Annotated in this window: 14 protein-coding genes and 1 tRNA gene; 8 read left to right on the top strand and 7 right to left on the bottom strand. The window is 37.2% G+C overall.

Annotation, left to right across the window (positions count from 1 at the left end):
• Nucleotides 1-482: 482 nt before the first annotated feature.
• The 5 genes from GXM16_RS04740 to GXM16_RS04720 all read right to left on the bottom strand — a co-directional run bounded on the left by GXM16_RS04740 (nt 483) and on the right by GXM16_RS04720 (nt 6,432).
• A complete protein-coding gene (locus GXM16_RS04740) occupies nt 483-1,370 on the bottom strand; it encodes a hypothetical protein (protein ID WP_163393202.1) in 888 nt (295 codons plus the stop codon).
• Nucleotides 1,358-3,649 carry a Piwi domain-containing protein gene (locus tag GXM16_RS04735; RefSeq protein ID WP_163393200.1) on the bottom strand — a complete coding sequence of 764 codons (2,292 nt, stop codon included), beginning with the start codon at nt 3,647-3,649 and terminating at the stop codon, nt 1,358-1,360. Before GXM16_RS04735 ends, GXM16_RS04740 begins: the two co-directional genes overlap by 13 nt.
• Nucleotides 3,650-3,999: 350 nt before the next feature.
• Nucleotides 4,000-4,959 carry an anti-phage protein KwaB gene (gene kwaB, locus GXM16_RS04730; RefSeq protein ID WP_163393198.1) on the bottom strand — a complete coding sequence of 320 codons (960 nt, stop codon included), beginning with the start codon at nt 4,957-4,959 and terminating at the stop codon, nt 4,000-4,002.
• Nucleotides 4,956-5,483, bottom strand: a complete 528-nt coding sequence (gene kwaA, locus GXM16_RS04725; RefSeq protein ID WP_280115141.1) for an anti-phage protein KwaA — start codon at nt 5,481-5,483, stop codon at nt 4,956-4,958. Before kwaA ends, kwaB begins: the two co-directional genes overlap by 4 nt.
• A gap of 472 nt (nt 5,484-5,955) precedes the next feature.
• Nucleotides 5,956-6,432, bottom strand: a complete 477-nt coding sequence (locus GXM16_RS04720; protein WP_163393194.1) for a helix-turn-helix domain-containing protein — start codon at nt 6,430-6,432, stop codon at nt 5,956-5,958.
• Between the two features lie 504 nt (nt 6,433-6,936).
• Here GXM16_RS04720 and GXM16_RS04715 point away from each other — a divergent pair.
• From GXM16_RS04715 to GXM16_RS04705, 3 genes are read left to right on the top strand one after another with little or no spacing between them, the layout of a single operon-like run.
• The gene (locus GXM16_RS04715) at nt 6,937-9,960 is read left to right on the top strand and encodes a SusC/RagA family TonB-linked outer membrane protein (RefSeq protein ID WP_163393191.1); all 3,024 of its coding nucleotides are present in this window, start codon (nt 6,937-6,939) and stop codon (nt 9,958-9,960) included.
• Nucleotides 9,961-9,970: 10 nt separating this feature from the next.
• Nucleotides 9,971-11,368 carry a RagB/SusD family nutrient uptake outer membrane protein gene (locus GXM16_RS04710; protein ID WP_163393189.1) on the top strand — a complete coding sequence of 466 codons (1,398 nt, stop codon included), beginning with the start codon at nt 9,971-9,973 and terminating at the stop codon, nt 11,366-11,368.
• On the top strand, nt 11,358-14,009 hold the full coding sequence (locus GXM16_RS04705) for a S9 family peptidase (RefSeq protein WP_163393187.1): 2,652 nt from the start codon (nt 11,358-11,360) through the stop codon (nt 14,007-14,009). The genes GXM16_RS04710 and GXM16_RS04705 overlap by 11 nt, the downstream gene beginning before the upstream one ends.
• Before the next feature lie 75 nt (nt 14,010-14,084).
• Here GXM16_RS04705 and GXM16_RS04700 read toward each other — a convergent pair whose 3' ends face one another.
• Both GXM16_RS04700 and GXM16_RS04695 read right to left on the bottom strand, forming a co-directional pair.
• The gene (locus GXM16_RS04700; RefSeq protein WP_163393185.1) at nt 14,085-14,351 is read right to left on the bottom strand and encodes a DUF6520 family protein; all 267 of its coding nucleotides are present in this window, start codon (nt 14,349-14,351) and stop codon (nt 14,085-14,087) included.
• 105 nt (nt 14,352-14,456) lie between these two features.
• Nucleotides 14,457-15,962: a MauE/DoxX family redox-associated membrane protein gene (locus GXM16_RS04695; RefSeq protein ID WP_163393183.1), complete on the bottom strand. Its 1,506-nt coding sequence runs from the start codon at nt 15,960-15,962 to the stop codon at nt 14,457-14,459.
• Between the two features lie 284 nt (nt 15,963-16,246).
• On the opposite strand from GXM16_RS04695, the gene GXM16_RS04690 reads away from it, so the two are divergent.
• The 5 genes from GXM16_RS04690 (at nt 16,247) to GXM16_RS04670 (ending at nt 21,884) form a co-directional block, all read left to right on the top strand.
• A tRNA-Ser gene (locus GXM16_RS04690) sits at nt 16,247-16,331 on the top strand.
• A gap of 479 nt (nt 16,332-16,810) precedes the next feature.
• Nucleotides 16,811-17,938 (top strand): hypothetical protein, encoded by a 1,128-nt coding sequence (locus GXM16_RS04685; RefSeq protein WP_163393181.1) that lies wholly within the window; start codon nt 16,811-16,813, stop codon nt 17,936-17,938.
• Nucleotides 17,939-17,973: 35 nt separating this feature from the next.
• On the top strand, nt 17,974-19,449 hold the full coding sequence (locus GXM16_RS04680) for a T9SS type A sorting domain-containing protein (RefSeq protein ID WP_163393179.1): 1,476 nt from the start codon (nt 17,974-17,976) through the stop codon (nt 19,447-19,449).
• A gap of 55 nt (nt 19,450-19,504) precedes the next feature.
• The gene (locus GXM16_RS04675) at nt 19,505-21,034 is read left to right on the top strand and encodes a hypothetical protein (protein WP_163393177.1); all 1,530 of its coding nucleotides are present in this window, start codon (nt 19,505-19,507) and stop codon (nt 21,032-21,034) included.
• Nucleotides 21,035-21,089: 55 nt separating this feature from the next.
• On the top strand, nt 21,090-21,884 hold the full coding sequence (locus GXM16_RS04670; RefSeq protein ID WP_163393175.1) for a hypothetical protein: 795 nt from the start codon (nt 21,090-21,092) through the stop codon (nt 21,882-21,884).
• The last annotated feature ends 97 nt before the right edge of the window (nt 21,885-21,981 follow it).

The raw sequence follows: 21,981 nt of genomic DNA, 5'->3' as shown, positions 1-21,981 counted from the left end.
TTAGGTGGTCATTTTGAACTGGAATCAGGTGCTCACTTTAAAACGGAATGGGGTGATCAATATAACCGGAATTTGCACTGATTCTCTTAAACATTGTCTAATTCCATTTAAATTAGTTTCCTTTGGCAGATCCGATTGCCATGAATAAAAGATGTTATATTTTCTTTGGGTTTCCATAAAAAAATCTCTTAAATTTTAGACATATGAAACAAACATCACCAATCGAATTAATTTGATGTGTACACTCAAGTTTGTTTCGTTTTGTATATTTTCAAAAATAACCAAAAAAGATTACAAACTATCAAAAGAATATTTGATTGCCTCTACTCTATCAATAAAACCAAATTGTATAAAACAGTTCTTTAAAGTCGGGAGAATTTAAGAGGTTTTGAAATTTACAAAAACATTAAAAAAATTGTGCAAAGTCGAAGACGTTTGCACAGCGTTTCATCAGGAACACTTCGGGGAGCGGGGGTGTTTTTTTATTTTTTTGTTTGTAATAGTTGTTTAGGATAACCAAATAATATCATTAATAATTCTTGTGATTTGTTTTTAATAAAAGGAATTTGATTCCCCAAAAATGTAAATCCTGAGGCTCCTAAAAGTGTAAACAAGAAATTGTATTTCTCAATAAATAAAAGTACTTGAGGCTTATAAATTGGAAGTTTAGACAAACTGTAAATCAGGCCAGAAAAAATTACTGCTTGTAAAATCCAAGCCAAAATTTTAATGCGTGTCTTGAAGTTTTGGTTAAACTTTTTTAGTAAACTTATTTCATTTCCTTCGCTGGCTTCTTTCTGATAAATTATAAAATCGTATGTCGTAAATGCACACAAAATTAGAAAATCGTTTCGATTTTCTAATAAATTCATATTTTCTGTTATGCTTTTTAATGCTCCATTAAGCAAATCATTATTGATTTTTGATTGGTCAAACAACCGTAAAAAAGTTAAAACAATTTCTGATTGATTGCTAGTACTTGAATAATTTTCATTCAAAATATTTTCAAATGTTATGGTTGTAACATTTCTGTTCCTAATAGAAATAATGTTTTTTATCCAGATTTTATCAATATCGAATTTAATAATTGCAATGATCAAACAAAAAATTAAATAATCATCATTTACGAAAGGTGCTGGCGAATCTCTGTTTGGATTACTTTTACTCTTTTTAGTGTAAATTTCTTCAAATGCTTTTTTGTTATTTGTTTGAATTGAAGAAAGTATTTTAAAAAATTGCTCATCTAAATCACTGCTTCCATTAAACAAAGAACTAACTTTCTTGTCCAATAGAAAATGATGGAACGCCTTTATTTTTGGACTTTCGTTAACTCCTTCCATATATAAAACTCTTTCTCCTATAGAAACCATTTCTTTCGTTTTAAACCATAGTTCAATTTATCTGCATCCCAAGATTGTAAGTTTCGCATTTTGCCAAGCATTTTTGAAATAAGGTTAGAATATTTCATTGTTGCTGGTTCCTCAGATGGTAAGAAACTTCGCCACGATAAATAAGTAAATGAAAAAATTTGTTGTGTGATGTAACTCAAATCATAAAATAACATATCGTTTAACTCGCTATTACTGTAGTTTCCTTGTGGTGTTCGGATTTTTATTTGAATGGGCTTACTCATTCCGTGTTTCGATGTTTTTAATTCATTTGCTCCCAACATTTGTACAATGCAAGTTTCTGCATCAAGAAAAACGTTACTTGCTCTATTTGGAATGTACTCGCCTTTTGATATATTACTTCCATAAGAACTTACACCTTGTTGATTGATGTCAAACAACACTGTGGGGTGTGTATTACCTATGGTAACAAATGCAAACTTAATTTTGTACTGCGGAATATCCTTTATTAACCTACTGATTACATCAAACTCAACATTTTTGATTGGCTTGAAAATGTGAAAAATCAACCGTACAGTGTCCCCATCACTCCAGCCTTGTTCAGAAGATAGGCGTTGAATGGATTGTTTTAGGCTTTTTAAAAGTTCTTCAAAATAATTTTCAAATGCTACATCTTTTACTTTATCACCAAGCAAATATTGTCCATCACTCGAAAGAAAGGTTGTAATACCAACAACACGATTACTTTCAGCTCCTGAATATTGATTTTTTCTAAGCCAGCTATGTCCAATACCAATTACTAATTCTCTATCAACCGAGCGCTGTGTCGGTAGTACCCACGGAGTTCCTCCTAATTTTGCATAAATCTGTAACGAAATTGAATTCAAAATGTACTCGTTGTGATTATTTACAATTCGTGTGGTAACAAATTGAACAGGTATTTCAAGAGAAAGTAGTTTTGCCTTTATATGATAATATGGATTGTTTTGGTCATTTTGCAATTTGAAACTTTCGGGTATTTCAATTATTGCTAAATGCGGTTTACTGTCATCATAATCTCGAATTATGTTTAAATATTCACTTAGTATGTTGTTTTGAATTTCCTTTATGTCAAACGTTACACTGTGTAAATCGTATTTTCTTTGTAAACCCTTTTGGAAATACTTGGATTGTGGTAAACCTTCTTTTAGATTGGAAAGAAATTGAGTAAAATTTCCTCTTATTGCTTTGTTGCAAATACAGAGAACATTGGGCGATTTTATATCAAAAATACCGCTATCGTATGGCCCAAAATTATTTAAGCCATTATCTGGATAGGTGTTGATTGTTTTGGTGGCTGCGGGGTCAAAAATAAAAGTAGGTATTTTTAATTCTATGCTATTAAAAACAGTTAATGGTATTGTGTTTACAGTAAAACAAAAACCGTCTTTATTTTGAAACAAAATTGGTGTTCCTTTATCAGAAAACAATGCTTTTGCTGTGTTGGAAATTTCAATATAAAGTTTTTTGGGATTGTAGATATCTTCACGCTTACTATCAATAATACGTAAAATTTCATCACTTTTTTGTTGTGAAGTACTAAAAGCTAAATAGTTGCCAATGTTGAATTTTGTTTTACGAATGAACAATTCGTTCAAGTCATATTCTTTTTGACCTTCATTGGTATTTACCGTAGCCTTTCTTCCATTGACTGCTGTAATTTCACCTACAAATTCTTCATTGGGTGCAAGGATATTAGACAGTCCAGGTAAAGTTTCTGCATACAATACTTCTATACCTATTAAATCGTAATTTTCTTGCTGTAGTTCGGCACACGTCTTATCGAAAATCCAATTGCGTTTGATGTTGATTAAAAATCCAAATTGTTTTTTTCCATTTATTTCAGTTAGTCGTAGTTGAAGTTCAATTAACTTTTTGTAAGCAATACGATTTTTTAATTTATCAGGCAAGGCATCATAAATAATATCGTCTTTTTGTTGACCAGAGAAAAAACGAAACGGATAAAAATCAACTGGTGTGTGATTAGGAAAACGATCTTTAAAGGTGCGGAAAAATAAATGTTTAATTAATGAAGATGTAATATTGTGATTCCCATAAGTACTTTGTTCTGAAATTTTCCCAATTGTCACATTTTCTTCGCCATTTTTATTTGAAATAAAAATGGAGTCACCATTTCTAAAAAATGAATGTGTTGCATTGTGCTGATTTCTTAATTCAGCAAGGAGCTCTTCACTGTATTGTTCAGTAAAAATTTGAAACTTATCAAAATCTATATTTATAGGAAAGTAGTTTAATTGCATACTATATTTTATTTTATCCTTTCTTAGTTTTTTGTTCAGAGCTTATTTCGTGGACTGGTTTGATAACTATTGACACTAAAAATCGTATATCCCCCAAACAAACATTATCATATCAACTTTAGTTTAAATTAGTGCAATTCCATAGTTTTTTATATTCTCAAAAATAACCAAAAAAGATTACAACACATCAAAGAATATTTAGTTACCTCTACTCCTTCTCAATAAAGAATGGAACACTTCGGAGGACTGGGGTATTGAACTTAAAATAGCTTTCATGATTACATTTATCTTTTCATGAAAGCACATCGGACGGAGAGAAAGTAACTATTGATTGATAGTTTTATTTGCTATTAATTTTCATTTCGAACTTCCATCAACTTATCTTTTGCATGACTGTCATATTGTAATTCTGTAAGTTGAGAAAATAAGAAATCGTCGTTTAGTAACTTTAAAAACATTTTTTTAGATATCCCCGTTTCTAAATTTATTTTTGTTCCATCTGCATTAAAATTTATCTTACCAGTTAATTCCGGATGATTCCTGATAAAATTCATTACATTGATTGCAGGTACATTTAAAACCGGTGAATTACGAATTTTCATTAACTTTCTTGCATTTGGCATACTTTGAGCAATTTCTTGTAATTGTTGAATATCTTCAAGTAATTCATTTGCCTCAACTAAATCAATAGTGTTAGATGCTTGATTTCTGATAACATCTTCAAAACCGAAATAACGTTCAAGAATATTTAATTTCAACACTATTAAGTTGTCATCGACCATCATAAAATCAAAACTTTTATCTAATGCTATTACATCATTTTGAACTCCAACAAGCCTTTCCCCACTTGGTACTAACAAAAATCTATCTCTTCTCAATATATTCATTGAGTGATGTTTTTTATATAAAGCTATTTTATTCCCTTCGTTCCCAATTACTATTAGATATCCTTTAATATTAGGAAGCTGATCTTGATTAAAGTTGAAATGAATCTGTTCTTCGTTCTCAAGAATTTCATCAAGAATATTTAAGCTTTCTGGTCGTTCATCGATATCATATTTATAAACAACGTTCTTTCGATCATCAGCTTCACTTATATTTTGATAATGAAGGTCTTCGTTGTTTATGAACTTTTGCTCTATGTATTCAAGAAATCTATTTTTTAATTCTATTTTTGCTCCATTTTCAATATCAGCAAACCTTATTAAAGTTTCCCCTCCCTGATCTAGCACAAAATATAAAACTGCACCAATATTGTTGTCAGGGTTTAAAAAATAATTTAGTCTAATAATTAGCTCTTCTCTTGTCATAATTTTACAAAATATACGTTATCACTCAATGGAATGTGATGAACTTCATCACCTAATTTTAAATTTTGTTTCGATATAAAAATTAATCCAATATTTTTTTCTGTATCTACTTTATAAAGTTTGTAGCCCAATAATGCTAAAGTTGGGTTTTTATAGAATAAGTTAGTTTTGATAAAAATTGCTCCGATTATTATCAATAGAAGTATGGTGACAACTAAATCTTTACCTTCTAATTTTACTCTTAAAAAAGGAATTATGTATGTTGTTAAAAATGTTAAATGCTCATAGCTTTGATCTTCAATTTTTATGATTTTTTTGGGCAATTTAGTTGACCCCTGTAAAAAATAGGTAAATCTTGCATAGTAAAATAATCCTAAAAGAGAAAAACAAAATGAGACCAATGAAATTGAATTAACACTTAAAAAGTTCATTATATTTTCACGAGAAAATGAAAAAGTCCAAGAAATAAAAATGAATTCTTTGATAGCTACTAAAAAAAAACAATAACCAAAGTGAGATAATATAAAGTTGTATTTTTTTCATTATTCTATTTTAGTTAACATACATTAATTTGCTTATGGAACTTATTTATACTAACCATAAATAGTCTTAATAGCTCAATTCTGATTGGAATTATTTCATAGGCCAATTTTCAAAATCAAATGTAAAAAAACACTTTTACTTTATTTTACGGATTTCCATAATGCTCTTTGAAAGATGCCAAATTAGCTTTTTAATAAAAAAAGGAAACCCGTATAAATACCTGTTTTAAAAACAAAAAAAGAGGCTCAACGCCTCTTTTTCTTATCTCTTGTTCTCCAACTATCATTATATCTATATCCCTTTCTAGTTTCTGATACCTTACCGAAAATATAAAATCCTATTGGAATCATTATTATAATAAAAATTATTTCATACCATTTCATAATTACAACTTTCGTTTTTTTCAATTAAGACTCCCCTCTTTATCAAGGAAATATGTATTCATTTTTATTCCTATCTTTTACTATAAAGATTTCTATTTCCAACTTTAGTTATTTTTAGGACAGTACTTTTAACAAACCTAACCAATATAACAGAAACATTTTTTGACTCAAAATCTAAATTATGATCTGAACTAAGTTTCTCAGTTACATCACTTGCTGATCTTTCTTCTTTAAAATAGCCAGCATCTATTAAAGCTTTAATTCTATTTGTCAATCGTGATTTTTCTAGTCGTGATGCAGGTAAGGGAAATCTAGGTTTTAGATTGAACTCTTCATCCATAATATACTTAGGATGAACACCTAGAGCAAAACAAACCTCTATAAAATACGTAACATAAGTTTCATATCCATTTTCAATATTAGAAATAGTATAACTGAATCCAGTCATTGCAGTTAAATCTTCAATCTCTAGTCCTAACTTCAGCCTTTCAGCCTTTATTCTTTTACCTAAAGTTTTTAGAGCAATTTCATTTTTATATCTAACCATATTCAAATTGACAAATTCATTTGACGACAAAAAATATGTTAAAATGAAATTTTGTAGTTAAATAAAAGTTGCTTATATTTGATATTTAAAATAAATTTGCGATTCTTCATATAAAAATATTTGAAGCTTTCGCTTTGAATCCTGTTTCAAAAAACTTGGCAGTTTAAACCCACAGGATGATAAGTAGATTGCTCACGCTTATGGCGTGGGCTCACTTATTTGTGGGTGGGTATGCCAAGTACCTTTGAAACAATAAGCTGAGTTCCGCGCCTTTTTTATGCTTATTACCCAGCTTATATTCTTAGCCAATACTTCTCTCTTAATATCTTATAAGGTTTCGCAGCCAGAACCAACTTATAACTTTTGCTGCCTATGATTAAATACTATTAGTGTGATTGCTTCGTTCCTCGCAATGACAAAAAAATGGCCCTCTACTTCGTCGCCAAACTAGCGTAGAGGACCTTAAGCTAACAAAACCACCGTTTCACTAACCAACCCAATATTATGAATAAATTTTCATTTATCAAGGGTGGAAAGGCTCTTTATTGCCTATTTTTAATGGGTTTCTTACTGCCTTTCTACCCTGTTTACTCCAAAAACGGAGTCCGGAATTCCACAACTTTTCTTCAACAACATCAAATTCAGGGTATTGTAACAGATGGTACTGCTCCTCTGCCCGGGGTTACGATTGCCGTAAAAGGCAAACTCAATGTTACTGCCATTACTGACTACAGTGGTCAGTACAGTCTTTCGGCTTCGCCTCAGGATACTTTGATTGTTTCTTTTATTGGTTTTAAAACTGCTGTTTTTCCAATTTCCGGCCGTACTAAAATTGCTATTGTCCTGCAATTTGATACCACTACCCTACAGGAAGTTCGGGTAAATGCCGGATATTATTCGGTAAAAGAAAGCGAACGTACCGGAAGCATTGCCCGGATTACGGCAAAGGACATCGAAAATCAGCCTGTGACTAATGTACTCGCTACGATGCAGGGGCGTATGGCGGGTGTGAATATTACCCAGACTACCGGAGTGCCCGGCGGGGGATTCGACATCAAGATACGGGGTCAAAACAGCATTCGTACTGAGGGCAATGCGCCTTTGTATATTATCGATGGTGTACCGTATGCTTCTGACCCCATCGGGTACAACCAGACGGCTACTACGTATCCGAGTGTTACGAGTCCGCTGAACAGTATCAATCCTGATGCCATTGAGAGTATCGAAGTCCTTAAAGATGCTGATGCTACGGCTATTTATGGTTCCAGAGGTGCCAATGGTGTGGTGCTGATTACGACCAAAAAAGGCAAAGCGGGCCAAACTACCTTTACTGTTAATGCCTCTACCGGAGCAGGAAGGGTGACCAGATTTATGGACCTGATGCACACCGAGCAGTATCTTGCCATGCGGAGACAGGCTTTTGTGAATGACGGACTCACGAGTTACGGTGCCACCGATTACGATATTAACGGCACCTGGGACCAAAACCGCTATACCGACTGGCAAAAAGAACTGTTGGGCGGTACTACGCTGCTGCAGGATTTTCAGGGGACTGTATCCGGCGGATCCCAACGGACGCAGTTTTTGCTGAGCGGGAATTACCATCAGGAAACGACAGTTTTTCCCGGGGATTTTGTTTATAAAAAAGGCGGTGCGCAGGTCAATATCAACCATCGTTCTGAGGATGACCGGTTTCGTATTGCCTTTTCCGGCGGGTATACTGCACAGGACAACAACCTGCCTGCTTTTGACCTGACGTATGATGCCCGAGCGCTTGCGCCCAATGCCCCTGCTTTGTATGACGCCAATGGTGAACTGAACTGGGAAGACGGAACGTGGGACAATCCGCTGCGGAACCTTAATGCGCAGTTTCTGTCCAGAACCAAAGACCTTGTTGCCAATACGGTGCTGTCGTATGTGCTACTGCCCCAACTGACCCTGAAGAGCAGTTTTGGGTATACGGACCTGAATACTGTGGAGACCCGTACCTCGCCATCGACGATTTATAACCCTGCCTACGGTATCACGAGTGACCGGTCGACGATTTATGTGAACCATACCCATCGCTCTTCGTGGATTGCTGAACCTCAACTGAACTGGAAAAAAGAAACGGGCCGGGGCGCTCTGGATGTGCTTTTGGGCGCTACTTTTCAGCATCAGACTACTGAAAAGCTGTATGAATCGGGAAGCGGTTTCAGCTCCAACAGCCTGATCTATAATCTGGCGGCTGCCAAATTCCCCAAGGTTTTGCTGGATGAAAGCACCCAATACCGATATCAGGCTTTTTTTGGGAGAATCAATTATGCGTACGCCAGTCGTTATATCCTGAACCTGACAGCCCGACGTGATGGTTCAAGCCGTTTTGGCCCGGGCAATCAGTTTGCCACTTTTGGTGCTGTTGGCGCTGCGTGGCTTTTTCATCAGGAAGGGCTGTTTGCTGCACTGCCGTGGCTGAGTTTTGGCAAAATACGTTCGAGTTTGGGGACGACCGGCAATGACCAGATTGGCGATTATATGTTTCTTAATACCTATACTACAGCCAGTGCGAATTACAGCAACGCTGTCGGGATGCAGCCTACGCGCCTGTTTAATGCCAATTTTGGATGGGAGACCAACAAAAAAACCGAGGCTGCACTGGAACTTGGCTTTTTTCAGGACCGGATTTTTGCCACGGCGGCGTGGTACAGCAACCGCTCCTCTAATCAGCTGGTTGGTGTTCCGCTGCCGGGCACTACGGGTTTTAGCGTACTGCAGTCGAATCTTGACGCCACGGTCGAGAATACCGGTTGGGAGTTGAGCCTGCGGACTGTCAACCTGAACACTGCCCATTTTAACTGGACGACCAGCCTGAACCTGACGTTTGCCCGCAACCGCCTGATTGAATTTCCCGGACTGGCGAATTCTGCCTACAGTCAAAAATACCGGATCGGACAGCCTTTGAATATCCTGCTGCTCTATACTTTTAAAGGCGTTAACGACCAGACGGGCGTATACGAATTTGAAGATTTGAATCAGGACGGAAGGATAACGGCACCGGAAGACCAGCAAACCATAGCCGACCTGAACCCAAAGTATTACGGCGGGCTACACAATGAGCTTCGGTACAAGAACTGGAAACTGGATTTTCTTTTTCAGTTTGTCAAACAGGACAATATCCTTTACCCAATGGGCTTTGCAGGCCAGATGGCCAACCAGCCCCTTACAGCAGGCGACAGCTGGGTTAGTGCGGGCGATCCCGCTTCTTACCAGCGGTATACAACGGGTGTAAACAGCAGTGTGGTACAGGGCGATAATTTGTTCAATAAAAGTACAGCCAGTATCACGGATGCCTCGTTTATCAGGCTAAAAAATATTGCGCTCTCGTACGATGTACCGCTGCAGCTTAACCATACCCGATGTACTGTATTGCTGCAAAGCCAGAACCTGCTGACTTTTACGCGTTGTAAAGGCGGTGATCCTGAGTTTACGTTTACCGGATACCTGCCCCCGCTTAAAGTTATTACTGCCGGAGTACAACTAACTTTTTAATCTGAACAATATGAAAACTATTTATACGATTACGCCCCCTATCGCCCGTTTCCTGATGGCCTGTTTCGCCTTTGTTTCCTGTGACTCGTTTATTGAGGTTCCCCTGCCGGATTCGCAGCTGACCGAAGAAACCGTTTTTGGGGAGTACGCCACTGCGAATGCCGCTTTGACGGATATATACGCCAAGATCAGGGACAGAGGCATCCTGACGGGAGTCAACACCGGACTCTCGAATCAACTGGGGCATTACAGCGATGAGCTGACGCCTTACGGCACTCCGTCTAATGCGAGTTTTAACTTTTACAACAACGCCCTGCTGCCCACTAATGCTGCTGTTGCGACGTACTGGAATACCACCTACAACCATATCTATGCTGCCAATTCTATTCTGGAAGCTGTGGAAGGGAACGATAATTTTACCGATGAAAACAAAAGGCAACTGCGTGGTGAGTCCTTGTTTATCCGTGCGCTGCTTCATTTTTATCTTGTTAATCTGTACGGCGATGTGCCTTATATTACCACTACAGATTACCGAATCAACAGCAAAGCAACCCGCATGCCTTTGGGTGAGGTGTATGAAAGAATCCTTACCGACCTGGAAAACGCCATTGCCCTGCTACAGCCTAAATACAGTGCTGCCGACAGAAGCATCCCCAACCAATATGCTGCCAAAGCCCTGCTGGCCCGAGTGTACCTGTACAATCAGTCGTATGCCGAGGCTGCCAACGCTGCTTCTGCCCTGATCAACGAAAGCGGCTTGTTTGTGCTGACCCCTAAACTGAACGAGGTTTTCCTGATTGGTTCTAAAGAAACCATCTGGCAATTGCAGTCGCCCACGGCAGGACAAAACACGAAGGAAGGTGCCTTATTTATTTTTACTGCCGGTCCCCCTTCGCTTGTTGCCTTACATCCTAATCTGGTCAACTCTTTTGCCACTGCAGACGGACGCCGGTTCAACTGGATTAAAATGGTTACCAAAGGAACTTCAAACTGGTATCATGCTTATAAATACAAGGAACGCACCTTTACCACCACCTCTGTTGAATATGCTGTGGTGTTTCGTCTTGCGGAACAATATCTGATCCGGGCTGAGGCGAGGGCCAGACAGGGCGACCTGATTGGTGCCAAAGAAGACCTGAATGCTGTGCGCAAACGTGCCGGACTTGGCGATACGGATGCTGTAACACCCGAAGAGCTCGTAACAGCCGTTCTTCAGGAAAGAAGATGGGAACTGTTTACCGAGCATGGCCATCGTTTTTTTGACCTTAAACGCACTAGCCTGCTGGATGCGACACTGACGCCCCTGAAACCCGGATGGAATACCTCCGATGCGCTGTTTCCTATTCCGCTTAACGAACTGAATGCCAACCCTTTTTTGGGCATCCAAAATCCGGGTTATGAACACTAATCTTAATTCCTCAGCCCGTATGAATTTTAAATTTTCACCCCAAATCGCCGTTTTATTTTTTATTTTGCCATTAGTAACCTGTCCCTTATGGGGACAGGGGGCAAAAAAGCAATTAACCCCTGACGATTATCCCTTGTGGGGAGAGCTTCGTTCTGATCAGCTATCGCGTGATTCCAAATGGATCAGTTATCGGATTCAGTATCAAAATGGCACCGACAGCCTGTTTGTAAAAAATACCACTACCGCCGTTACTTATAGCTTCGCCGGCTGTGAGCAGTCTGATTTTACGGAATCGAATCACTTTATCACCCAAAAAAACAACCAACTGACTATCATGAACCTCAACACCGGAAACAAGGAAACTATCCCTGACGTTTTAGCCTATGCCTATTCGAAAAAAGCCGACCGGCTAATGCTCCTGAAGCCCGATGGAACCGAAAGCCAGGTCCTGCGCAGCAGGCGTCCGTCTGAAAGCCGGTTTGAAGAAATCAAGGGAGTAAAACGTTTTTCGGTAAGTCCTGACGGTGCTGCCGCGGTTTTTTCGGTGGTTTCCAACAGCCAACAGGCGATCGGACTGCTGCACCTGACCCAAACTACCCAAATTGAATGGATTACGGGAGAAAGCGATTTTGATTTTGACGGGTTTGTCTGGCAAAAAGACGGCAAATCTGTTGCTTTTCTGGGACAGGGACGCAATTTAAACGAAAACATGCTCCATTATTATATTTTAAAGACTAAAAAATTGTACCGCCTTGATGCAGCTGGCCAGCCTCAATTTCCCAAGGACCGTGCTATCGTTTTAGGTTCCACTTATAAAATTACTATAGCGGATGACCTGCAAAGCGTGTTTGTGTCCCTTAAAAAGAAAAACAGTCCCGGCGATGCCCAACCAAAAGCTGCTGTAGAAATCTGGCATACCAAAGACAAATGGATTTATCCCCAGGAACAGAAAGAGGGAAAATTTGACCGGCAGTCAAAAGTTGCAGTCTGGTTTCCTATTACAAATGCTTTTATGCCTGTTACCAGCAATGAGCTGCCCAAACTCATGCTTACCGGAGATTATCGTTATGCGATCCTGTCGAACCCAAAAGCTTATGAACCGCAATTTGAATATAGCAGCAACAGGGATTATTATCTTTTGAACCTTAAGACCGGCCAACAGGAATTGTTTTTAAAAAATCATGCTGCTTCTGCCCACCAGATGCTTGTTTCTCCCGGTGGAAAATACATCGCTTATTTTAGCGCCAACCACTGGTGGGTGTATTCGATCAGGGAAAAACGACATACCAATATTACTGCCGCTACAAAGGCCGTTTTTTACGGAAAAGTATTCAAGCTGGTCACTGTCTCTGCCTATGGTAATCCGGGCTGGACTGTGGATGACAAGGAAATTGTGCTTTATGACCACTATGACCTGTGGGCTATCAAGACTGACGGAAGTTCGTACAGAAGAATAACCAAAGGGCGTGAAGCCGGAATCCGGTACCGAATAGCCGATAGTTCGCCTGCCTACAAAACCTCCCTGTATTATGATGGGTTCAGACGTGACGTCCTTGATCTGGAAAAAGAGGTTTTGCTGCGGGCTGAAGGTGATGATGGAAAGACCGGCTATTTTATACGGAATAAACAGTCTGAGTTGCAAGCTATTGTTTACGGGGATTATTTTATTGACCAGCTGTTCTGCAACGAGAAAAAGAACACTTTTTTCTACAGGCAGCAAAAGTTTGATTTGCCCCCGGCCTTGTTTTCCAAAACGGTATCATCAGCTCCAAAACTGATTTTTCAGAGCAATCCGCATCATTTTGATTATGACTGGGGAAGATCTGAACTGGTACACTATCAAAATTCAGAGAAAGAAAACCTGAAAGGGGTTTTATTGTATCCCGCTCAATGGAGTGCAGGAAAAAAATATCCGATGGTAGTACATATTTATGAATATCTGTCGAATGAACTTCATCTGTACCGTAATCCCTCTCTTTTTTCGGAAGAAGGTTTTAATGCTGCGAACCTTACGCAACAGGGTTATTTTATTCTCCTGCCGGATATCCTTCACAAGGAGGGAAATCCCGGCATCTCGGCAACCGACTGTGTGGTGTCGGGTACTAAAAAAGTGATTGAAACCGGGCTGGTCAACCCCAACAAAATCGGGCTGATCGGGCATTCGTTCGGGGGCTATGAAACCGCTTTTATCATTACGCAGACCAACCTGTTTGCCGCTGCTATTGCCGGAGCAGCCGTAACGGACCTGAACAGTTATTTTCTGAACGTAGGATGGGACACCGGAAAGCCTGATCTCTGGCGGATGAACAAGGAGCAGTGGAGAATCGGGAAAAGTCCTTATGAAGACCCTCTGGCCTACACTCGTAATTCGCCTGTATGTAATGCGGAGCACATTACAACCCCTCTGCTGTTATGGACAGGCAAAAAAGACCAGCACGTAGACTGGCATCAGAGCGTGGAATACTATATGGCACTCCGGCGTCTTGGTAAAAAAAATGTCACCTTGTTTTATACTGACGAAGCGCACAGTCTGCTTAATCCCGAAAATCAAAAGGATTTTACACAGCGTGTCGGGGAGTGGTTTGGCTGTTATCTTAAAAATGAAGCCCTCCCCTCCTGGATTGAAAAAGGAACGGAGTAATTACAAAACCTCTTAAAAAATAATGCAGTTCCGAACCGGAACTGCATTACAATTTTGAAAAAAAAGATTGGAGAATTAAGGACGATACAAAAGTTCGGTACAGTTTTCCTGATCGTTTTTACCAAAAGCCTGTGCCCCGCTGTCTCCATTGACGCGACATACCTGAGCCTGAATGGTGCTACATTCCACTTCAATATTACATGCGCCCTGAGAATTAAGCGTATATCCTATTTCGTCAGCAACCACTGAAGCACTTTGCATGGATGTTGTTGCAAATGCCCCCGCAACTGCCAATGCTACCACAGCAAAAGGTGTTACTTTTTTTAAAAATAAAGTTTTCATACTATTCTATATTATGTTACACTTTGACCTACTTTTTTCTACAGGTGTTCGGTCTTTTTCCTGATACCGGCCAGTATATTTTTTGGCATTAAAATTCTTTACTCTCTAATTGCCTTTCATTTCTTTCTTTAAAACAGTACGCAGCTCGTACATTACAAGTTCATTGTCCATCAGGGCATATAGATGCGAAGGGGTTACATACAACGCCCTCAACTTTTTATCTCCTACTTTGTAGATTGCAAAACTCAGCACATAGCGATGCTTTTTGAGATCGTAAACGTCAATGATATACGCATTTTTCCAAAGCTGTTCTTCTTCAAATTGTCCCTGAATATTGGAATGGACCCATAACAGATTTTCGCACAGTGCGGCATGTGCATTGACTGTGAGGGGTGGTGCCGCCATTTTTCGGGACGTGTTTTTATTGAGATACGCTACTTTTATTTTTGCCTGTGTGATGGTATCTATTGTGCGTCCCCGGTATTTTAGGGCTAGTTCTTTATCGGCTACTATAAATTCATTTCGATAGTAATACACATATACCATACGCTGTTTTTTGGGGTCGAAAACCAGTAAACCATCCGTATCAAAAATGCCATCGATCTGCTGTTTTAAAAGTGAAGGATTGTAACTGCTTTTGGGATTCCGGTTTTTCTTGTAAACCCCTAAAACATGGGATGCCTTTTTGCTGTTGTTTGATCTGAACAGGATACTCGTGGTGTCTATGGGTTCTGCTAATGTAAAATAAGGAACTCCTTTGAGCTGGCTGTTGACTTTCCAATTCTTTGTACTGCCTGTAAATACCACCGGAACACTGCCGTCCATCAGATAAAAGACGGAATCCCTAACGGCTATCCTGACGCTTTTGAAAGGAATTTTTTTGGGTTCAAAAGCAATTTCTATGATTTCCCGGGTTTTTAAACCGGGACCTATAGCTATCATATGAAGCGGTGCAGTGTAGTTGCCCAAATAGAGTTTGTTCCGGGTATAACCTGCTATATAATAGGAGTTAAATTGTAGATCTATGCTGTTTATTAAGGTTATGGGATGCTGTGGATACCGTCTGATAAACGGATTTTTATACTGCATAATGTCTTCTGAAAACAGAAATAACGCAATGATTGCAAGAGTACCTGAAACGGCTGAAAGTGGTATGGTCACGACAGTTGAGATACTTCTTTTCTTTCTATTCTCTTTAGCATGCCATCCGATTGCCAAAGCAGCCAGCAGGACGAATATGATATTAAAAATGAGATGGACGTTCCATGTCATTTTTTCTAATATTCCGCCACAGGAACAGGGAACGAAGGAACTGTAATGCAGGATGATGAAAATGTAAACGCTGAACATGGTCATCAGTGTAAAGGCCCCTAAAAGTCCTACACTTCGAAACTTTGGCAGCATGAGCGCCAGTGCAATGAGCAGTTCGATTGCCGGAACGAGCCATGCCACGCCTACTGCAAAGGCACTTAGCAAAGGCGACTGCCCCAACTGTACCCGAAAATTTTCGAAATCCAATATTTTGCTTACTGCCGCGTAGACAAATAAAAGGACATACAGATAACAGATTATTTCTACAATTATACTTTTAAGACTTACTTTTGACTCCATACCCTGTTTGCTTTTTTTAAACCTAACTTCCGATTTGTTTCTAAACCCTAAACAAATTTAGATGGGTGGTTTTTAAAAAGTGTTGTGAAAAACAGGACAAAAGTTGTGAAAAACGTGCCTTTTTCAGGTTTTGAAAAAGGTTCAGGCCTTTTATTAAAATTTTGTCATTAAAGAGTCAAGTACACGAGAAATCATTTTATTGATAAATAGTAGCAGAAAAATTTCCAGAATCCAAAAAACATTTTATCTTTGCACCCGCATTCAGAGAATGATTGCGGCATACTGGAGAAATGGCAGAGCGGTCGAATGCGGCAGTCTTGAAAACTGTTGACTGTAACAGGTCCGGGGGTTCGAATCCCTCTTTCTCCGCTTAAAAGCACCTCAACGAGGTGCTTTTTTTATTTAAATACTTTTCTCATTTTACAAATTTACATTTACTGCTTTACAAAGTAATTACATAAAAGTTTAGTGCGATAATAGTGGCACAGTCATTCACAGAGTCAAAGATTTTACATTCTGTAACTATCAGTTCGCTCACAGAGGTGCGACATGCAAAATCTTTTACAGCTGGATATTCTTTTAATAGCATTCGGATATATTACAGAAATTCTTGTTTGAGTAGTTTTCTTTTGCTGCATCTGCCATAATACTTTTTAGTCGCCCTACAAGGCAACATCCTCAAAAAAAATAGACAAGCCTCCTAAATAGAGATATTCAAATCAATTATATGTCTTTTTACCTGTTAGTCATGCTTTTCAAAAATGATAAAATAGTATTGTATTTTGACAAAATATCGCCACATATCCAAATTTGACGCAACTATTTTTGATGAAAAATTTTACAAAAAAATGCATAAAAACCTCAAATCATTCCTGACCAAAAAATTTCCCTTTCTTCTCCTTATCCTATTTTTATTTCAATTTGAACTTTCTTTTAGCCAAGCAGATACAAATAATCTTATAGATAATTTTGTAAATACGATGAACAATGCCGGTTTATCAAAAAGCCAGACTGCTAAAGTCAGAGAGTTAATCATGGAATTAGACAGGCTAATTGCTGAAGACTTAAAACAGCAAAGCGAACTAAAAGCAAAATATCCTTTTGTATTTCATGACGAAGAAACGACTACTAAATACCGTAATCAAAAATTTATCCTCGCATTATCCGAAATTATTACCATAGCGCAATTCAAACAGTTGTTTTTGCCTCAACTGGCTTCGAGAATAGAGCTAATGGCAAATGATAAATTCAATGTTTTGAAAAAGAGATACAAACTTACTTCCGATCAGGAGGCAAAACTAAAAAAACTTCTGTATGATACTACTGCCAATGAAATTCTAACAAAAGAATATTACAATTATGATGATAATTTATCATGGAACAACTATACGGAAGAAAAAATAAAATCCTCAGATAAGGAAAGGGAATTATTGAAGAGTTTTGGATTATTCTATTCCAAAAACACAAAAACAGACAACCTTATTAAAAAACTTAATGTCGCGAATGTTGATTCTGACAGAATACATAAAATTTTAATTGCATTACAGATCTTACAGGAACGAAATGACAAAAGGCTTAAAACATGGAGAGAAAATGATGCAGCGAACGTAATCAATTTTCATGATCCTGATGACGATGAATATCCAATTTATCTTGAATTTCGTGAGCAATTAAGTAAAATATTAAAAATAGAAGAGTTTGAAACAGTTTTTGTATCCCAAATGCAAAACCGAATTATTCGAGACTCTAAGAAAGAATTTCAAACTTTAAGAGTCACTTATAATCTGACAGAACAACAATATAGTGAAATTGAAAAACTGATATTGAAAAAAAATACTGAAAAAGTAGTAACAGAAGAATACTACAAATACAGTTATGAATTATACCAGCAAAAACTTCGGGCCGTAGAATATCGCCATGAAAAAGGTATTCGTGAAACTGTACAAAAAATGACAGCTTCCAACACAGCCAAATAATCTATAAACAGCAATAATTTTTAATTACCAATATGATGAAAAAAATTCTACTTCTTTTTATTTTTTATACAGGTGTATATAATGGTATAGCACAGCAAGCCACGACTGACTATATAACACAAATTAATATCAATTTATATGATGTTGGCGATCTCCAAAACCATCCAACAGGTCTATTTCAACTTGAAGCTTTAACTAATGAGGGAAATACGAACTGTATGAACTGGCTAGGAATTTTGTACAACGAAGGACTTGGAGTTGAAAAAAATGAAAATACTGCTTTTGAACTTATTAAGAAAGCAGCTAGTCTGGGCAATTCAACGGCTGCTTATAATTTGGGACGTTTTTATATGATAGGTACTGGCTGTGACATTGACTTTGACAAAGCTAAATATTGGTTAACAGCTTCCGCTGATCAAGGCAACGAACGTGCGGCATATGGCTTGGGCTACATGTATTATAAAGGATTTGGTGTGGAGCAAAATTATAAAACAGCTGTATCGTGGTTTGAACTTTCAAATTTTCCAATGGCAAAACACTGGCTGGGAATATGCTATTATTTTGGTTATGGAGTAGTTAAGGATGAGCAAAAAGCAATAATTAATTTCACCAAGAGTCAGACCCCAAATAGCAATATGATGCTTAAACATATTTTTGAAAATGTAAAAGATACAGTTGATTCTACTCTTGATAAACAAATCAATGAAAAAGAGACTTCTGAAAATTCAGCAATTGCTAAAGAAACTATTGAAAAAACAATTGATACTAGGATTATCGATGAATCAAAAACAGAAAAGAGGGTAATTAAACCAAAATATTTAAATGGTAAATGGAAAGGAAAACTCATTGAATTAGATTGGTCGGGTAAGGAAATTACCCGAATATTACCCGTATCATTAGAATTTGTTGTTCATGAAAATGAAATTGAGTACAAATGGAAATTAAATAATCATGTAACAGAGAATACAACTATACTGGAAGATAATAGTTTATATTTTGAAAATTTAAATATGACATTAGACTTGCCATTTAGCGACAATTCTCTTTCTAATACGTTAAAATGGCAGATATTATCCGCACAAATGGACTTTAAAACCATTAACAAAAAAACATATTTAACCGCAAATCTTGAAACATTTACATCAGAATGGCAAGAGCCTGGACCTCCTATGCGACTAATTCTAAAGGATGTAAATGAAGCAAGTGATGAATTATCCGATGAAGAATTGATTGCCATTAGTGAACAAAAAGACAAATTTATAGCGTTTTACCCTAACCCTTTTGTTACAGATGTATTAATAGCTTATGAGCTGGAAAAAGATGCTAATGTAAGTGTGTCAGTCTATGATTTATCAGGAAACAGTGCATCAATAAATCTGGAGCAGGAAACTTTACAGAAATTGGGACCCCACCATTATACTCTGGATGGCACCAATTTAAAATCAGGAATGTATGTAGTAAGAGTATCTGTCGACAACCAAGTCCATACTAGAATTTTAATAAAACAATAAAATCATGAAAAAAACAATAAATCTATATATTTGTCTTTTATTATTTTTTATAAGTATGGGAGCATATGCACAATATAATGAAGGCAATCCTTGTAATTGTGGCTATCCCGGTGGTAATGGGGCAGAAAATGTAATCACAAATCCCTATTTATTACAAGCTTATCAATTACAAGCGATAGTTAATGCAAATAATGCGGCGGCAGCGGCTCAAGCTGCCGCACAAGCAGCTGCATATTCAGCAGCGGAAGCAGCTGCTCAGGCTGCTGCCAATCAGGCAGCAAATAATGCAAATGCAGCTAATCTTGCAGCACTTAACGCAGCAGCAGCGGCAGCCCTCTTAGCTCAGCAACAATATCAAGCGCAGCAAAATCAAGGCAGCGGTGGTAACGGCGGTGGTACCACAGTAACGGTCCCAAGCAATGGTACTGGTTCTAATACCAGTACACCACCTGTAGTTACTTATGATGCAATACCTCGTGTAGTAACTCCCGGACCAATTGATACAACCCCAGGATCTCCTTTTTTTGTAGCTATAGGATATAACAATCAATCTACTGTAACGTTATCACAAGCATTTATGGTTATACGAGAATACATAGACAAAGTAATACCTGATCTGACAAACGGACGAGAAAAATTTATTACAGATTTAATAGCTAAAGTTGCCTCTGGACTTCCTGCAGACCAAAAGGAAAATGCTGAAGCAATTCTTGCTATATATATGCAAATAAATGATCCAACTATTACAACAGATCAAATGGTTAAAATTTATAATGATCCTGCACCAGATATTTCATATCCAAATGTAAATCCTTCAGTCAGTATCACAACTACTACAATAAATCAGTCAATAACCCATAGCACGGGTCCTGACCAGATATTTGACACCAGCGGCAAAATAATTACCGGACCTAATCATCCTAACACCAATACTAACTCTGTTAAAATTTTTAAAAACGGAAAATATTTGACCCCTTCACAGTTAGACAATTCAATTGGATCCAGATATGCTGTTTTAAAAATCGCAGCCTATTATGCAGCAAAAATGGGAGTAGATCCAGGAACTGTTTTTAAGACAAACAAAGGAGATGAAGATTCTGATATTAGTGCAGCATCTACTGCCTTATTGACCATCTATTTAAATATTAACGGGGGATTCAGTAAATATTTAGATGTTAAATCTAATTTTATCAGCGTTATAATTCATGAAAATTTTCATAAAGAAGATCATGAAGATAAAGATTATGTAGAAACTTTGGAAACCCATGTCGGTGTTTATCTAAAACAAATAAGACATTCTACTTTTGGAATGACGACACCACAATTTAAAGAAGATGTAATTGCCTCTCTGGCTAATTATATTATGAATATGAACAGGGATACCCCACAAGGAAATTATGGCATAAACACAATAAATAGTATTATTGATAACTTTAATACTAAAGGTGCGAATTATGGCTATAAAATTGACTATGTACGACCGGAATTGGGAGCGCCGTATAAGGGAAAAGATCTACAGTTAAACGTTTATAGACCTGGAGATCCAACTCCATACCCTGTGCCTTTTAAGCCGCAAAAAATTTAATTAACAAAAATTTCAGTTATTACATGAAAAGTGATACCCAATAAAAAATACATATATGAAAATTAAAATAATTATATTTTTTACTTTGCTCATTTTTATTGGATGCAAAAATAATGAGCCTGATATTAATAGAGCATTGTCTGAGGTTACAACAAAATTCCCCCAAATACTAAAAGGGGGAATTGATGAATATAAATTTGAAAAGAGTATCAAAAACGGCAAGTATGATTTTGAAATTCAACTATACTCACAGACCGATACCGTAAGAGATCCACAAAAGATAATGGTCTTTATAAATTCAAAAAAAGAATGTTACGCTATTCCTTTTTTATCAAATACCCATAGGGATTACTGGGAATTTAGAAATGAAAAGAGCTTGCCCAACATAATAAAAAAAGTAAATACAACTTTTACCAGACAGTATGTAGAAGCTTTAAATGCTTTACATATTAATAAAAGTGAGATCTGTAAGACTTTAACCAATGAAATATTAATGTCTTTATTAAATTGTGGCAGAGTAACTCCAGACAATTCTCAGTATTTAAAATCGCTCGTTTTTATTAATGGGAATGGCGTGGTTGAATTAAATGAAAGCGACAAGGAATTAAAGGAAAAATTATTGAAAAATTATGAGGAAATTATACAAACCCCTAATACAGATATAAATTTTAATGATATACCCTTAGGCTATTTAGATTATAAGAACTATAGATTTTATCAGGTTGTTTTTAAATATGACCGTGTAAATCACCCAACAATTAAAGGGAAAGAAATAATTACCAAAACAACTCTTAAGATAAAAAGCTACAGGCACGACAGGGTGGTAAATATGATGTCAAGTTCTTTCTAACTTAAAAGTTTTATTAAACTATATATAAGTGCATAATAGTTTTCAAAAAGCACATAAGAAAGAAAAAAACTACAACCTCTGTGGGCTGTAGTTTTTT

This window comes from Flavobacterium limi (genome assembly GCF_010645075.1).
Taxonomy (GTDB): domain Bacteria; phylum Bacteroidota; class Bacteroidia; order Flavobacteriales; family Flavobacteriaceae; genus Flavobacterium; species Flavobacterium limi.
This window is presented reverse-complemented; position numbering and strand designations above follow the sequence as displayed.

What these genes read in the sequence shown, in the direction of transcription:
- GXM16_RS04680 (WP_163393179.1), top strand. Translation starts at nt 17,974, where the DNA reads ATGAAAAAAATTCTACTTCTTTTTATTTTTTATACAGGTGTATATAAT.
- GXM16_RS04695 (WP_163393183.1), bottom strand. Translation starts at nt 15,962, where the DNA reads ATGGAGTCAAAAGTAAGTCTTAAAAGTATAATTGTAGAAATAATCTGT.
- GXM16_RS04715 (WP_163393191.1), top strand. Translation starts at nt 6,937, where the DNA reads ATGAATAAATTTTCATTTATCAAGGGTGGAAAGGCTCTTTATTGCCTA.
- GXM16_RS04710 (WP_163393189.1), top strand. Translation starts at nt 9,971, where the DNA reads ATGAAAACTATTTATACGATTACGCCCCCTATCGCCCGTTTCCTGATG.
- GXM16_RS04720 (WP_163393194.1), bottom strand. Translation starts at nt 6,432, where the DNA reads ATGGTTAGATATAAAAATGAAATTGCTCTAAAAACTTTAGGTAAAAGA.
- GXM16_RS04705 (WP_163393187.1), top strand. Translation starts at nt 11,358, where the DNA reads ATGAACACTAATCTTAATTCCTCAGCCCGTATGAATTTTAAATTTTCA.
- GXM16_RS04740 (WP_163393202.1), bottom strand. Translation starts at nt 1,370, where the DNA reads ATGGTTTCTATAGGAGAAAGAGTTTTATATATGGAAGGAGTTAACGAA.
- GXM16_RS04700 (WP_163393185.1), bottom strand. Translation starts at nt 14,351, where the DNA reads ATGAAAACTTTATTTTTAAAAAAAGTAACACCTTTTGCTGTGGTAGCA.
- GXM16_RS04735 (WP_163393200.1), bottom strand. Translation starts at nt 3,649, where the DNA reads ATGCAATTAAACTACTTTCCTATAAATATAGATTTTGATAAGTTTCAA.
- GXM16_RS04670 (WP_163393175.1), top strand. Translation starts at nt 21,090, where the DNA reads ATGAAAATTAAAATAATTATATTTTTTACTTTGCTCATTTTTATTGGA.
- GXM16_RS04675 (WP_163393177.1), top strand. Translation starts at nt 19,505, where the DNA reads ATGGGAGCATATGCACAATATAATGAAGGCAATCCTTGTAATTGTGGC.
- GXM16_RS04685 (WP_163393181.1), top strand. Translation starts at nt 16,811, where the DNA reads ATGCATAAAAACCTCAAATCATTCCTGACCAAAAAATTTCCCTTTCTT.
- kwaB (WP_163393198.1), bottom strand. Translation starts at nt 4,959, where the DNA reads ATGACAAGAGAAGAGCTAATTATTAGACTAAATTATTTTTTAAACCCT.